Raw genomic sequence first — 13789 nt, forward strand, 5'->3', positions numbered from 1 at the left:
GTCGTGCGCACGACGCGGCGAGGAGCGGGCGACCCGGCCGGTCGGGGGCCACGGCGGCCACGTGGCGGGCGTGGCGTCGGAACCTCGACTCCGGACACACCGCGGCCCCCGGGAGGTGCTCCCAGGGGCCGCGGGCCGGGGTCAGGTGCTGACCGCAGCGGTCACTGGAGGGTCCAGGTCTCCGAGTTCCACAACGGACCGGCCTGGGTGGAGTTGTCCTCCACGCCTTCGATCGCGCTCTGGTAGGCGATGAAGGTCGGCTTCTGGTAGAGCGGCACCGTGGCCATCTGCTCCCACAGCAGCGCGTCGATCTGGTTGCCCAGCTCGGCCTGCGCCTCGGGGTCCGGCTCGGTCACGAACTGCTGGAACAGCGCGTCGATCTCCGGCGTGCCCTGCCGCGAGTAGTTCTGCTGCACGTTGTCGCCCTGCGGGGAGCTGTAGATCGACTGGGTGGCGGCGCGCAGCGGCGAGCCCACCCAGGCGAACAGCGCCGCCTGGAAGCCACCGGCCGCGAGGGAGGTCGGCTTGTCGACGTTGGCGAAGATGTCCGGGTTGGCGTTGTACGTGGCGTTGATGCCTGCCTCACGCAGCTGCGGGATCATCACCTCGATCGTCGTCTGGCGCAGCGGGTTGTTGGCCGTCGTGTCGATCTGGATGTTCAGCGGGCCGCGCTCGGGGTGGACGTAGATCCCGTCCGGGCCGGCGGTGTAGCCCGACTGCTCCAGCAGCTGGCGGGCCATCTCGACGTTCTGGGTCTGGTACTCATCGGGCGCGGTCGCCTCGTACTGCGGCTGGTTGTTGAAGTAGATCCGGTTCTGCAGGACCTGCGCGTCGGAGGAGAACTGACCGACGGTCTGCTCGACGATCTCCTCCCGGTCCAGCGCCATGGCGAACGCGCGCCGCACGTTGATGTCGGCCAGGTGCGGGTCCTGGGTGTTGAAGTCCAGGTGCTCGAACGACAGACCGAAGGTGATCTCGCTCTCGACGTTGGGCTCCAAGCCCTGGACCTGCTCGACCAGGTCCAGCTGCGGCTGCGGGTAGATCACGCCGAGCTCGCCGCTCTGGATGCCCTGCACCGCCGTGGTCGGGTCGTTGCCGATGTTCTGGATGACCAGCTGCTCGAGGTTCGGCCCGTCGCCCCACCACTCGGGGTTCGGCGTGAGGACGACGATCTGACCCCCGACGTCGATGTTCTCCGCCAGCAGCTGCCACGGCCCGCCCGAGATGTCGCTGGGGAGCCCTTCGCTGATCGGCCAGCCGGCGGTCAGCGACTCGCACAGCGCGACCGGGTCCTCGTCGTCCATCAGGTGCGCCGGCAGGATGCCGCCGCCGAAGTCGCCGCTGAACAACCCCTGCCAGTCGGCGTAGGGAGTTGCATAGGTGACCGTGACCGTCTTGCCGTCGTCGGAGCCCTCGACCGACTCGATCTGCTCGTAGCCCGTGGTCGACAGCACCGAGGCACAGCCGCCGGCAGCCGGGTCACCGCTGCGGCTGCTCCGCCAGGTGAACTCGAAGTCGTCGGCGGTGATCGGCGTGCCGTCGCTCCACACGGCCTCGTCCCGGATCGTGTAGACGTTGACCTGGGTGCCCCCCTCGGTCTCGAGGGTGGGCTCCTCGGCCAGCAGGTTGTCGTTGTACTCGACGCTGAAGTCCGGGAGAGCGTTGAAAGTGCCCGGGAGGATGCCGTTCAGGATGTTCGCCGTCGAGACGGCGTTGCCCGCGGCGATGTTCGGGAAGAGGTTCTCCGGGAAGTCGGTCGCCTCACCGAACACCACGCGGCCCGACTGGCCACCGGAGCCGTCCTCGCCTCCGCCGTCATCACTGCCGCCGCACGCCGACAGCACCAGGGCGCCGGCGACGCCGGTGGCGACGAGCGCCGCACTCCGCTTGCTGAACTTCACGTTCGCTTGCCTCCTCGACCCGCATGCGCGGGCGGAATGATCAGGTCGACCGACCCGGGATCGGCCGGATGGGCCGGGGACGGACTCGTCACAGTGTGTCGTAGGGCTCGGCCGGCCCGAGTGAGCAGGCCGTGACTACTGGACAGTAGGCAGCGCCGGAGAACGCCGTCCACGGCCGTCACCCATTTGTGATCTGGGCTCGCGAGCACCGCCCGGAGCCCGCAAGAAGTGCGTCGCCAACCGCACTTCGCCGGGCGATTTCCAGACGCAGGACCGTCCCGGTGCACGAATTGGGTGCCACCGGCACGCTCCGCCCCGCGCCGATGTGTCAGACCGGCCACCGGGGGTATCGATCCCGCTGACTGGATCGCAGCACTCGAGGAGGAACCGTGAGCGGCATGGACAAGATGAAGAACAAGGCCGAGGAGCTCGCGGGTCAGGGCAAGGAGGCCGCCGGCAAGGCGACCGACAACCGCGACCTCGAGGCGGAGGGCCACGCCGACCAGGCTTCCGGCAACGCCAAGCAGGCCGGCGAGAAGGTCAAGGACATCTTCAAGTGACCTACCGACTCATCCACTGAAGAAGCCGGGCGGCGGCGGCCGCCCGCGACAAGAGCGCCGTCCCCGGCCCGGTCAGGGACGGCGCTCCCCCGCATCCGCACCCCGCACCCGCGCCTTTTCGGCCGTCGACGAGGGCCACGACGCCGGCCGCCCGCTTGCTCCGCCACTGCCCTCGCCGACGCGCCACCTCGGCCACGAACGCCTGCTCGCTGAGCCGGCCGGCATGCAACATGCCATCGATGAAAGCGACCGCCGTCCCGGTCGTCTCCAAGGTCGCCAACTCCCACGCGCTGCGCTGTGCCGAGGTGACACGGACGCCGTCCTCTGCCATCCAGGTGTCCGCCGGCCCGAGGTCGGTCTTGTGCACCCGCACACCGCGGGGTCCGTCCCACGGACAGCCACGGGGCACGATCACCAGCACCGGGCCCGTCACGGAACTGAACGGGCGCCGAACCACCCGGCTGCCGACCGGCGGGGGTCAGCGGCGGGCGAGGAGGGCGCGGACGGCGGGGAGCAGCGGCCGGTCGGCGGGGATCCAGTCCAGCGCCTCGAGGTCCGCGCCGGGCAGCCAGCGCAACTCGCTGTGCTCGGCGGCGGACAGCTCGCCTCCGGCGATCCGGCACCACCACACCCGCAGGGTCGAGGCGCCCGGGGCCCCGCCGGCGACGACGCCGTCCAGCGGGACCTCGCCGACGAACGCCCGCGGGACGACGACGACGCCCAGCTCCTCGCGACACTCCCGGACCAGGGCGGCCAGGTCGGTCTCGCCGCGCTCGACCTTGCCGCCGGGGAACTCCCACAGCCCGGCGAGGGAGCCGGTGCCGCGCTGGGCGACCAGCACCCGGCGCTGCTCGTCGACCACCGCCGCACCCACCACCTGGGTCACCGCCAGCGCACGGAGGGCGGCGGCCGCGGCGTAGGCGTCCAGGTGCGCCTGCATCGCCCGCAGCAGCCGGCGTCGCACCACCGTCCGGTCGACCAGCCCACCGAGCACCCCGGGGAGCCCCGTGCACCAGTCGACCTGCTCGACGACGAGCGTGCCGGCGCCGGTGGCGGCGAACGAGCGGGTGTGCGTCCGGGATCCCGGGCCCGGGGCCGCGGCGTAGACGTCCCGGTACGGGCGCAGCGACTCGACCTCGCGCAACGGGCGCGGCCAGGGCCGGCCGAGGGCGCGCGCGACATCGAACGCGACGGTCGACGGCGCCTCCACCAGAGTGGTGAACCGCAGCTGGGGCACCGCGGCAGCCTCTCAGACACGGCAGGATGGGGCCGTGCGCATCTCCGCCCGAGTCGACTACGCGGTACGGGCGGCCATCGAACTGGCCGCCGTTGCGCCCGACGCCCTGACCTGTGACCGCATCGCCCAGGCACAGGGCATTCCCTCGCGGTTCCTCCAGTCGATCCTGGGCGACCTGCAGCACGCGCGGCTGGTCACCAGCCAGCGCGGCCGCGAGGGCGGTTACCGGCTGGCGCTGCCTGCCGAGCAGGTCTCGATCGCCCGGGTCATGCGGATCGAGCAGGGCTTCCTCGCCGAGGTGCACGGCCAGCGCCCCGAGGACGTCGAGTACCCCGGTGCCGCCACGGCCCTGGCCAGCGTGTGGGTGGCGGCCCGGGAGAGCTACCGCCAGGTCCTGGAGCGGGTGACCCTGGCCGACGTCGTCGCCGGCACGCTGCCGGCCAACGTCACCGAGCTGGTGGAACTGGAGGGCGCGTGGCGTTCCTTCGGCGCCACCGGCAGCCAGGACGACGGCGGGGCGGCCGGCGAGAAGCCGGCGACGGCAGCCGGCTGACCGGCGACGCGCCGGGGCCACGGGCCCATCGCGGCAACATGTGGGACGATCAGGGTGTGACTGACTGCGGCTCGCTCCTCGTGGCGCGGCTGCACATCGATCTGGCGCGGGTCTCCAGCGCCGCGTGTCGCACCGCGCGCTGACCCGGTTCCGCCCGCAGCCACCGCTGCACACCCCCCCATCGGCAGCACCCCGGTAGCCCGCCCGTGCGGCGCGCGCCGGCGCAGAGGAGAAGTACTGACGTGTCCTCCCCCACCCGCACCAGCAACCGCCCCGTCCGCGGGCAGGGCCAGTGGGCGCTCGGTTACCGGGAGCCGCTGAACCCCAACGAGCGGATGAAGAAGGACTCCGACGGCCTCGAGGTCCGCCAGCGGATCCTCGACCTGTACTCGAAGAGCGGGTTCGACGGCATCGACCCCGGCGACCTGCGCGGCCGCATGCGCTGGATGGGCCTCTACACGCAGCGGGCCCAGGGCATCCCCGGCGGCAAGACCGCCGTGCTGGAGCCCGAGGAGCTCGAGGATTCCTACTTCATGATGCGGGTGCGCACCGACGGCGGCGCCCTGAGCAGCGAGCAGCTCGGCGTCATCGGCGGGATCAGCACCGACTTCGGCCGGGACGTCGCCGACATCACCGACCGGCAGAACGTGCAGCTGCACTGGATCCGGATCGAGGACATCCCGGAGATCTGGCGGCGGCTGGAGGCCGTGGGCCTGACGACGACCGAGGCGTGCGGCGACACCCCGCGCGGGATGCTGAACTGCCCGCTGGCCGGCGTCCTGGCCGACGAGGTCCTCGACGCCAGCGGCGTGATGGCCCAGACGGTCGAGCGGTACCTCGGCGACCCGGCCTTCAGCAACCTGCCCCGCAAGTGGAAGACGTCGATGTCCGGCTGCGTCGACCACTGCACCGAGCCCGAGCTGGACGACGTCTCCTTCGTCGGCGTCCGCAACGAGGCCGGCGAGGCCGGCTACGACCTGTGGATCGGCGGCGGCCTGTCGACGAACCCGAAGCTGGCCCAGCGGATCGGCGTCTTCGTCCGCCCCGACCAGGTCACCGACGTCTGGGCGGCCGCGACCTCGATCTTCCGGGACTACGGCTACCGCCGGCAGCGCAACCACGCCCGGATGAAGTTCCTGATGGCCGACTGGGGCCCGGAGAGGTTCCGTCAGGTCCTGCAGGACGAGTACCTGCACGCCGCCCTGCCCGATGGCCCGGCCCCGGCCCCGGCGGCGCACGACCAGCGCGACCACGTCGGCGTGCGCAAGCAGAAGGACGGCAGCAACGCCCTCGGCTTCGCGCTGCGCACCGGCCGCATCAGCGGCTCGTTGCTGACCCGGGTGGCCGACCTCGCCGCCGAGTACGGCAACGGCCGCATCCGAACGACGACCCAGCAGAAGCTGGTCATCCTGGACGTGCCCGATGAGCGGGTCGAGGACCTGGTGGACACGCTGGCCCGGCACGACCTGCTCGTCCGCCCGAGCGCCTTCCGTCGCGGCACGATGGCCTGCACCGGCCTCGAGTTCTGCAAGCTGGCGATCGTCGAGACCAAGCAGCACGCCCAGGATCTCTACTCCGAGCTGGAGAAGCGGCTGCCGGACTTCGACGAGCCGATCGGGATCAACGTCAACGGCTGCCCGAACTCCTGCGCGCGCTTCCAGACCGCCGACATCGGCTTCAAGGGGTCGATGGTCAAGAACGACGAGGGTGAGATGGTCGAGGGCTTCCAGGTCCACCTCGGTGGGCATCTGGGCGTCGAGGCCACTTTCGGCCGCAAGTTCCGCGGTCACAAGGTGACCAAGGACGAGTCGGCCGACTACTGCGAGCGGATCCTCCGCGGCTACCTGGAGCGCCGCGAGCCCGGCGAGCGGTTCGCCGCCTACGTCGCCCGGGCCGACGAGGCCTGGCTGCTCTGAGCCCCGTGAGCGAGCCCACACCAGGAAGAGCGCGGCAACTGCCCCCGTTCCACTGCCCGTACTGCGGGGACGAGGACCTGACGCCGCACGGCGACGCCGGGGCCGAGTGGCACTGCGGCGCCTGCCTGCGCACGTTCATCATCCGACTGACCGGAACAGGGGTGTCCCACTCGTGACCACCGCCGTCGTCCGCCCGACCCCGGAACTCGCCGCCGGGGCCGACGCCCTGTTCGAGGGCATCACCGACCCGGTGCAGCAGGCGCTCGCCGTGCTGAAGTGGGCCGGCGACACGTTCGGCGACGACTTCGCGGTCACCTCCTCGATGGCCGACGGGCTGCTGGCCCACCTGGCCAGCACGGCGTTCCCGGGCGTCCGGGTGGTCTTCCTGAACACCGGCTACCACTTCGCCGAGACGATCGGCACCCGCGACTGGATCACCGGCGTCCTGCCGATCACGCTGGTCGACGTCCAGCCGTCGCGGACGGTGGCCGAGCAGGACGCCGAGCACGGGGAGAAGCTCTACGAGCGCGACCCCGACCTGTGCTGCTCGCTGCGCAAGGTGGAGCCGCTGGCCCGGGCGCTGTCCGGTCTGCTGGCCTGGGGCTCGGGTGTGCGCCGCGACGAGGCCGCCACCCGGGCCGGCACGAAGCTGGTCGACTGGGACGCGAAGCGCGGGATGATCAAGGTCAACCCGCTGGCCGCCTGGACCCAGGACGACGTCGACGCCTACGTCGCCGAGCACCAGGTGCCGGTCAACCCCCTCGCCGAGCTCGGCTACGCCTCGATCGGCTGTGCGCCCTGCACCCGGCCGGTGGCCCCGGGCGAGGACCCGCGCGCCGGCCGGTGGGCCGGCAAGGGAAAGACGGAATGCGGCCTGCACCTCTGATCAAGGACCTCGTCCCACCCCACGACACGCTTCGCGCGCCACGGGACCCTGGGACGAGGCCTGAGGGGCAGGATGGGGCCATGCCCCGCCCACCGAAGCTCTCCACCGACGAGGTCGCCGCCGCGCTGAGCCGGCTCCCCTCCTGGTCCGGCGACGTCGACGGCATCGAGCGGACCGTGGAGCTGGCCGACTTCCGGGCGGCGGTGGACACGATCGTGGCGATCGCGGCGGCCGCCGAGGAGATGGACCACCACCCGGACATCGACCTGCGGTGGCGCACCCTGCGGATCGCCGTCGTCAGCCACTCCGCCGGCGGGGTCACCGAGCTGGACCTGGAGCTCGCCCGTCGGGTGGATGCCCTGCTGCCCGGCTGAGTAGCCCCACCCCGCCGCGCTGCCTCGGCTGCTGGCTGATCGGGGTTCCCCACCGAGGGAGACCCGGGGAACGCGCACTCGGTGCGCCGGCAGCGTCAGTCCGCGACGGGCAGCACCAGCAGCCGCAGCAGCCGGTCGGCCTCCGCGTCGGGGTCGGCGGTCAGCCCGGTGTGCACCGGGCCGGGCTGGACGACGGTGCTCCGCGGCGCGGTGAGCCACCGGAACCGTGAGCCCAGCGCCTCCCGCCCGGCGGCACCGGACACCGGCGCGGCGGCGCACACGTCGGCGGCCACCTGCAGCGCCGCGGTGATGGCCGCGGGATCGGCGGTCGGGTCCAGCGCCCGCAGCCGGTCGGCGTCCAGGTGCACCCGCGAGCCGAGGTAGTCGCGCTGCCGGCAGTAGACCAGCACCCCGGCGTTCAGCGACTCCCCCCGCTCGACCCGCGGCACGACCCGCAGCACCGCGTACTCGAACGTGTTCTTCGATGTCGTGGTCTTCCCGGTCACCGCTGGCTGACCCCCTCGGGTGGCGGCGGCCCCAGCCAGGACGGCCGGTTCTGCCCCCGCGGCGCGGCGCGGCGACCGGTCGCGCCGGCGGCGACCGCGGCGACCAGCCCGGGCAGCCAGGCGTTCCGGGCGGCCAGCCGGGCCAGCAACTGGTCCACGTACCGGGCCCGGACGTCGGCGGGCGCCTCGTCGGGTGTGGGCCCCTCCAGCCAGGCGTCGGGCACCAGGGCGAGCACCTCGGTGAGCAGCGACTCGGTGACCAGCGGAGCCAGCGCGGCGTCGGCGGCGCGCACGTCGGGATCGCATTCGACCAGCGCGTGCTGGGCGACGTCGTACGAGCGGGCGACCGCGGCCGGCGCGCCGGGCCAGTTGTGGTGGAAGGTCAGCGTCGCGCCGTGGTCGATCAGGTACAGCCGACCGTGCCAGAAGAGCATGTTCGGGTTCCGCCACGACCGGTCCACGTTGCCGACGAGCGCGTCGAACCAGATCACCCGGCCGGCCAGCTCGGCGGTTCCGGCCGCGATCCCGGCCTCGAGATCGAGGGCCCCGGGGAGGTAGTCCATGCCGAGGTTGACCCCGGCGGAGTTGCGCAGCAGTTCCTGGACCTCCTGGTCCGGCTCCCCCACCGCCAGCTCGGGGGCGACGTCGACGGTCACCAGGGCAGGCACCGGCAGCGCGAGGCGGCGGGCCAGCTCCCCGCACACCACCTCGGCGGCGAGCACCTTCACGCCCTGGCCGGCGGCGCGCCACTTCACCACGTAGGTGCCGAGGTCGTCGGCCTCCATCAACCCGGGGAGCGAGCCGCCCTCACGCAGCGGCGTGACGTAGCGGGTGGCGGTGACGGCGGGAAGCACAGTGCGCCGAACCTACGCCGACCGCCGGACCACCCCCGGAAGGGGGACGGTGGGCCGTCGACGGCGCCGCCGGGCTCCAGCAACCGCGATCGACGGCCGATTCCGTCGGGACGGCGCCGATCCGCGCGCCACCACGACCGGCGGACGGGAGGTCGCGTGGCCGACGACGACCGGACCGACCTCCGCCGCGGGGTCGCCTGCGAGGCCGCGGCGGTGGTGGCGCTGACCGCGGGCGTGGTCGCGGCCAGTGTCGCCTGGAACCTGCCGGGCCTGTTCGTCTCCTGGTCGGCGGCCGGCTGGCCGGTGGACCACGTGGTGCTGGTGCTGGGCGTCTCCCACCTGTTCATGATGGTCTTCGGTGCCCGGCGGGGTGCCCAGCTCAAGCGCGAGCACGATGCCCGACGCGCAGCAGAGACCGAGGCGGCGCACCGGGCGCAGCACGACCAGCTCACCGGGCTCCCCAGCCGCACGGCGTTCTCCGCCGCGCTCGAGGACGCGCTGGCGGCGGCCGGGGACGGCCCGACCCCCGTCGTGGCGCTGCTCGACCTGGACCGCTTCGGCGACGTGAACGCCACCCTCGGGTACCAGACCGGGAACGCCCTGCTGCAGGTGGTCGCCGAGCGCCTGCGCTCCGCCGTCCCCGCCGGAGCGGCGCTGGCCCGGCTGGGCGGGGACGAGTTCGGGGTCCTGCTCACCGGCGTCGACGCCGACCAGGCCGGGCTCCTCGCCGAGGGGCTGCTCGCCTGCGTCTGCCGGCCGGTCGAGCTGGACGATCTGGAACTGGACGTGGAGGCCGCCATGGGTGTCTCCGCGGGCACCGCCCACGACGCCCAGGAAGTGCTGCGCCGGGCGGACGTGGCGTTCTCGGCCGCCCGTTCGGGGCGTTCCGGGATCGCCAGGTGGTCGCCGGGGATCGACACCTTCGATGCCGACCGGCTGCGGCTGCACGGGGAGCTGCGCCGGGCCTGCCGGACCGGCGAGCTGCGCGTGCACTACCAGCCGCAGGTCGAGCTGCGCAGCGGCCGGGTCGTCGCCGTCGAGGCACTGCTCCGCTGGGAACACCCACGCCGCGGCCTGCTGCTGCCCGGGGCGTTCATCGACCTGGCCGAGCAGACCGGTCTGGTCCGGGAGCTGACCGACGTGGTGCTGCGTCAGGCCCTGGCCGACAGCACCCGCTGGCGTGCCGCTGGGCTGTCGTTGCGGGTGGCGGTGAACCTGTCCGCGCGGAGCCTCACCGACCCCGACCTGCCCTCGCGCGTCGCCGTGCTGCTGGCCGAGGCGGGCCGGTCCCCCCGGGACCTGGAGCTCGAGCTCACCGAGACCGCGGCCATGGAGGACCCGGTGCGCGCCGGGGAGGTCCTGGGCCGGCTGCGGGCGCTGGGCGTGGGTCTCGCGGTCGACGACTTCGGCACCGGCCACGCCTCGCTGGCCTACCTGGCCCGGCTGCCGGTGCACACGCTGAAGATCGACCGGTCGTTCGTGCTGACGATGCACGACCAGACGGGGTCGCGCACGATCGTGCGCAGCATCATCGACCTGGCGCACGGCCTCGGGCTGCGCGTCGTGGCCGAGGGCGTGGAGACCGCGGACGCCTGGCTGGATCTGGTCGCCCACGGCTGCGACGACGCCCAGGGCTTCTGGATGTCACCGGCCGTGCCGGCCGAGGACCTGACCCGGGTCGTCGCCGACCTGGAGCAGCGGCTGGGGGTCACGGCATCACCCGACCGCGCCGGCGCCCCTGCACACTGAGCCGGTGGCACTCCTCCGGCGGACGACACTCGAGCAGTTGGCCGACGCACCGTTCACCTACGCCGAGGTCGGGGCCACCCGCGAGGGGCCGCTGCCCGGCGGCTACGACCACGTGGACCGCCAGGAGGTGGTCGGTTCCGGCCGGGGCGCCTTCGACCGGGCCGCCGCGGCGGTGTTCCGCTGGGGCGCCCAGCGCGGCGCCGGGCTGCGCGTCCTGGCCAGCGGCCCGGCCAGCACGCCGGGCACCGTCGTCCTGATGACGGCGGGGCTGCGCCGACTGGGGCTCGACATTCCCTGCCGGGTGGTGTGGGTCGTCGACGAGCCCGACCGCCGCGGCTTCGGCTACGGCACGCTGCCCGGCCACCCGGAGAGCGGCGAGGAGTCCTTCGTCGTCTCGCTCCGCCCGGACGGCGAGGTCTCCTACGCGCTGCGCGCCTTCTCCCGCCGGGCCACCCGGCTGGCCCGGCTGGGCGGGCCGGTCAGCGCGCGGGTGCAGTCGCTGGCGCTGGACCGGTACGTCGCGACCATCCGCAAGGCCGCGGAGGGCGGCTGACCGTCAGCCGCCGGCGCGGGCGTCGGCCCGCTCCTCCTTGAGCATGTCCTTGCTCCGCACCAGCCGGAGCAGGGTGACCACCAGCAGGCCGCCGGCCATGTTGAGCAGCGCGCTGTACCAGAACCAGGCCAGCCAGTCGGCGTAGCCGAACGGCGCCCCGGCGTGCAGCGCCGCAAAGATGATCAGCGAGTCCAGGACCGAGTGGAACAGCTGCAGCCCGGCCAGCAAGAGGGCACCGGCGAAGGCGGCGACGATCTTCGCCACGTCCGATTCGGTGCCGTGCTGCATCCGGGTCATCAGGGTGATCGCGATGCCGGCGAGGACGGCCAGCGCGGCCGACTGCAGGTTCAGCGGCGCATCGACGAAGTGCCTGCCGCTCTCCACGGCCGTCGCCCGCAGATCCGGGAACGCCCGGACGATCAGCCACATGAACAGCCAGCCGCCGAGCAGGTTGGCGAGCAGGGTGCCGCCCCACAGCTTGCCCAGCTGGGCCACGCTGGCCCGGCCGGCGGCGACCGCGGTGACGGGCACCAGAAAGCCCTCGGTGAACAGCTCGCTGCGGGCGAGCAGCAGGGCGACGAACCCGACGCCGAAGGCCAGCCCGGCGAGCAGGTGGCTGCCGGTCTCGGCGTAGACGGCGAACAGCAGCAGGATGCCGGCCCCCACCTCCAGCCCACCGGCGAAGCCGGTGGTCAGGATCTCCCGCCAGCTGCGGTGCAGCCGCTGGGCCCCGTCGCTGACGATGGTGTCGAAGGCGTCCTGCAGCTCGTCCTCGGTCGGCCCGTCGGTCTCACCGAGCTCCTCGCGTGCGCTGTCCTGGTCGTCCTGCCGTGCCTGCACCATGCGCCGGACGTACCCCGGGCGCGAGGTGCTGGAACGGCCGGGTGACCGGCCCTCCTGCAGGGGCCCGCCGCGAGCTTGCGAGCGGTGGGGGGCAGGAGGGTCCTTCCTCAGATGTCGCGGCGCACCAGCAGCACGGCGGCCAGCGCCCAGACCACGCCGGCCCAGCCGGCGGTGACCGCCAGCCCGACGGGCCAGCTGGTGTCGACGGCGAGGAACGAGTCCCCGCCCACCCGCAGCGCCGGCAGCGCCTGGGAGAGCCGCCCGGCGACGGGGCCGCCGGCCAGCGCCAGGCCCGGCGGGAGCACGAACACCAGCGCGATGCCCAGCCCGACGCCGCCGGCGGTGGAGCGCAACGCCGTCCCGAGGCCCACCCCGAGCACCGCGAGCAGCCCGGCCCCGAGGGTCTGCAGCAGCAGGGGCCGGAGCACCGGCCACTCCGCCAGGGGCACCCCGCCCGGCACCTCGGTGAGGGTGCGGGCGGCCAGCGCGCAGCCGGCGGCCAGCAGCAGCGAGACCAGCGCGGCGGACCCGGCGACGACGGCGGTCTTGGCCACCAGCAACCGCGCCCGCCGCGGCACGGCGGTGAAGCTGGCCAGCGCCATGCCGGTGGCGAACTCCGAGCCGGCGGCCAGCACGCCGAGCACGACGACCACGAGCTGCCCGAAGCCGAAGCCGGTGAGCGCCACGCCCACGGCGAAGTCGGCGGCCGGCGCGGTGGGCGTGGTGGCGGCGGCCAGCCAGCCGACCCCGCCGACCCCGAGGACGTACACCGCCAGCGCCCACCAGGTGGATCGGACCGACCGCAGCTTCGTCCACTCCCCGGCCAGCAGACCGGTCACCGCTCCCCCGCCCGGTACTCGACGTCATCGCCGGTCAGCGCGTAATAGGCAGCCTCCAGCGAGATGGTCAGCCGGGTCAGCTCGTGCACCGGCAGCCCGGTGGCGAAGGCGACGTCGCCGATCCGGTCGGCGACCAGGCCGCGGACGGTCAGGGCGCCGTCCGGCTCCAGCTGTACCTGCCCGCCGGCCCGCTGCAGCGCCGGGGCGAGCAGCCGGGGCCGCGGGGTGCGCACCCGAACGGCGGCACCGGAACCGAGCAGCTCGGCCATCGGCACGTCGGCCAGCAGCCGGCCTCGGCCGAGCACCACCAGGTGGTCGGCGGTGTCCTGCATCTCGCTCATCAGGTGACTGGAGACCAGGACGGTGCGCCCCTCGGCGGCCAGCTCCCGCAGCAGGTGCCGCACCCAGCGGATCCCGTCGGGGTCCAGGCCGTTGACCGGCTCGTCGAACAGCAGCACGTCGGGGTCGCCGAGCAGCGCGACGGCGATGCCCAGCCGCTGCGCCATGCCCAGGGAGAAGCCGCGCACCCGCTCGTGGGCGACGGCACCCAGCCCGACGAGGTCCACCACCTCCGCCACCCGGTCGCGGGACAGCGCATTGCTCTGCGCGAGCGCGCGGAGGTGGTCGTGCGCGGTGCGCCCGGGGTGCCGGGCTCGGGGGTCGATGAGCGCGCCGACCCGGCGCATCGGCTGCGCCAGTTCGGCGTAGGGCACGCCGAGCACCGTCGCCGTCCCGGCGGTGGGGCGGGTGAGCCCGAGCACGCAGCGCATCGTCGTCGTCTTGCCCGAGCCGTTCGGCCCGAGGAAGCCGGTGACCCGGCCCGGCAGCACCTGCACGGTGAGGTCGTCCACCGCCGTGCGGGCGCGGTAGCGCTTCGTCAGCCCGTCGAGCTCGATCACCGCTGCACCTCCTTGCCGGTCCGGTCACCCAGCCCAGCAGACATCACCCCGTGCACTGACGCCGACACGCTGCGCTCGCTCCCCGCCGCGCCGCCGGCGGCGGGCCTGTACCGGGTGAA

The 13789-nt window shown here is 73.6% G+C and carries 17 protein-coding genes; 9 read left to right on the forward strand and 8 right to left on the reverse strand.

Features of this window, described 5'->3' with window-relative positions:
• Window positions 1–161: 161 nt before the first annotated feature.
• Complete coding sequence (locus ACYVG5_RS16780; RefSeq protein WP_222046203.1) at window positions 162–1901, reverse strand: ABC transporter family substrate-binding protein; 1740 nt, start codon at window positions 1899–1901, stop codon at window positions 162–164.
• A gap of 398 nt (window positions 1902–2299) precedes the next feature.
• Between ACYVG5_RS16780 and ACYVG5_RS16785 the strand changes: the two genes are divergently transcribed.
• A complete protein-coding gene (locus tag ACYVG5_RS16785) occupies window positions 2300–2461 on the forward strand; it encodes a CsbD family protein (RefSeq protein ID WP_246629797.1) in 162 nt (53 codons plus the stop codon).
• Window position 2462: 1 nt separating this feature from the next.
• On the opposite strand, the gene ACYVG5_RS16790 is transcribed toward ACYVG5_RS16785, so the two are convergent.
• Both ACYVG5_RS16790 and ACYVG5_RS16795 read right to left on the reverse strand, forming a co-directional pair.
• Entirely contained in the window at window positions 2463–2828 is a 366-nt protein-coding gene (locus ACYVG5_RS16790) for a hypothetical protein (RefSeq protein ID WP_460683370.1), read from the reverse strand.
• Window positions 2829–2939: 111 nt separating this feature from the next.
• On the reverse strand, window positions 2940–3698 hold the full coding sequence (locus tag ACYVG5_RS16795) for a (deoxy)nucleoside triphosphate pyrophosphohydrolase (RefSeq protein ID WP_222046206.1): 759 nt from the start codon (window positions 3696–3698) through the stop codon (window positions 2940–2942).
• A gap of 34 nt (window positions 3699–3732) precedes the next feature.
• On the opposite strand from ACYVG5_RS16795, the gene ACYVG5_RS16800 reads away from it, so the two are divergent.
• From ACYVG5_RS16800 to ACYVG5_RS16825, 6 genes are all read left to right on the forward strand, one after another.
• Window positions 3733–4251, forward strand: a complete 519-nt coding sequence (locus tag ACYVG5_RS16800; RefSeq protein WP_222046208.1) for an RrF2 family transcriptional regulator — start codon at window positions 3733–3735, stop codon at window positions 4249–4251.
• A gap of 38 nt (window positions 4252–4289) precedes the next feature.
• Window positions 4290–4394, forward strand: coding sequence for a putative leader peptide (locus tag ACYVG5_RS16805; protein WP_460683371.1), 105 nt, complete (start codon window positions 4290–4292; stop codon window positions 4392–4394).
• 99 nt (window positions 4395–4493) lie between these two features.
• The gene (locus ACYVG5_RS16810) at window positions 4494–6167 is read left to right on the forward strand and encodes a nitrite/sulfite reductase (RefSeq protein WP_222046210.1); all 1674 of its coding nucleotides are present in this window, start codon (window positions 4494–4496) and stop codon (window positions 6165–6167) included.
• A 5-nt stretch (window positions 6168–6172) separates the two neighbouring features.
• Complete coding sequence (locus ACYVG5_RS16815; RefSeq protein WP_222046212.1) at window positions 6173–6343, forward strand: hypothetical protein; 171 nt, start codon at window positions 6173–6175, stop codon at window positions 6341–6343.
• Window positions 6340–7053, forward strand: coding sequence for a phosphoadenylyl-sulfate reductase (locus ACYVG5_RS16820; protein ID WP_222046214.1), 714 nt, complete (start codon window positions 6340–6342; stop codon window positions 7051–7053). Before ACYVG5_RS16815 ends, ACYVG5_RS16820 begins: the two co-directional genes overlap by 4 nt.
• An 80-nt stretch (window positions 7054–7133) precedes the next feature.
• Window positions 7134–7427, forward strand: a complete 294-nt coding sequence (locus ACYVG5_RS16825) for a 4a-hydroxytetrahydrobiopterin dehydratase (RefSeq protein ID WP_222046217.1) — start codon at window positions 7134–7136, stop codon at window positions 7425–7427.
• A 95-nt stretch (window positions 7428–7522) separates the two neighbouring features.
• Here the strand turns inward: ACYVG5_RS16825 and ACYVG5_RS16830 are convergent, their stop codons facing one another.
• Window positions 7523–7933, reverse strand: coding sequence for a DUF3037 domain-containing protein (locus tag ACYVG5_RS16830; RefSeq protein ID WP_222046219.1), 411 nt, complete (start codon window positions 7931–7933; stop codon window positions 7523–7525).
• Window positions 7930–8787, reverse strand: a complete 858-nt coding sequence (locus tag ACYVG5_RS16835) for a HipA family kinase (RefSeq protein ID WP_222046221.1) — start codon at window positions 8785–8787, stop codon at window positions 7930–7932. Before ACYVG5_RS16835 ends, ACYVG5_RS16830 begins: the two co-directional genes overlap by 4 nt.
• Before the next feature lie 156 nt (window positions 8788–8943).
• On the opposite strand from ACYVG5_RS16835, the gene ACYVG5_RS16840 reads away from it, so the two are divergent.
• Both ACYVG5_RS16840 and ACYVG5_RS16845 read left to right on the forward strand, forming a co-directional pair.
• On the forward strand, window positions 8944–10536 hold the full coding sequence (locus ACYVG5_RS16840; protein ID WP_222046222.1) for a putative bifunctional diguanylate cyclase/phosphodiesterase: 1593 nt from the start codon (window positions 8944–8946) through the stop codon (window positions 10534–10536).
• Between the two features lie 4 nt (window positions 10537–10540).
• On the forward strand, window positions 10541–11089 hold the full coding sequence (locus tag ACYVG5_RS16845) for a DUF1990 family protein (protein ID WP_222046224.1): 549 nt from the start codon (window positions 10541–10543) through the stop codon (window positions 11087–11089).
• Window positions 11090–11092: 3 nt separating this feature from the next.
• Here ACYVG5_RS16845 and ACYVG5_RS16850 read toward each other — a convergent pair whose 3' ends face one another.
• The 3 genes from ACYVG5_RS16850 to ACYVG5_RS16860 form a co-directional block, all read right to left on the reverse strand.
• Window positions 11093–11932 carry a formate/nitrite transporter family protein gene (locus ACYVG5_RS16850; protein ID WP_222046226.1) on the reverse strand — a complete coding sequence of 280 codons (840 nt, stop codon included), beginning with the start codon at window positions 11930–11932 and terminating at the stop codon, window positions 11093–11095.
• 107 nt (window positions 11933–12039) lie between these two features.
• A complete protein-coding gene (locus tag ACYVG5_RS16855) occupies window positions 12040–12771 on the reverse strand; it encodes a hypothetical protein (protein ID WP_222046228.1) in 732 nt (243 codons plus the stop codon).
• On the reverse strand, window positions 12768–13670 hold the full coding sequence (locus ACYVG5_RS16860) for an ABC transporter ATP-binding protein (RefSeq protein ID WP_222046230.1): 903 nt from the start codon (window positions 13668–13670) through the stop codon (window positions 12768–12770). The genes ACYVG5_RS16855 and ACYVG5_RS16860 overlap by 4 nt, the downstream gene beginning before the upstream one ends.
• Window positions 13671–13789: the final 119 nt, after the last annotated feature.

The organism is Modestobacter lapidis, assembly GCF_054780755.1.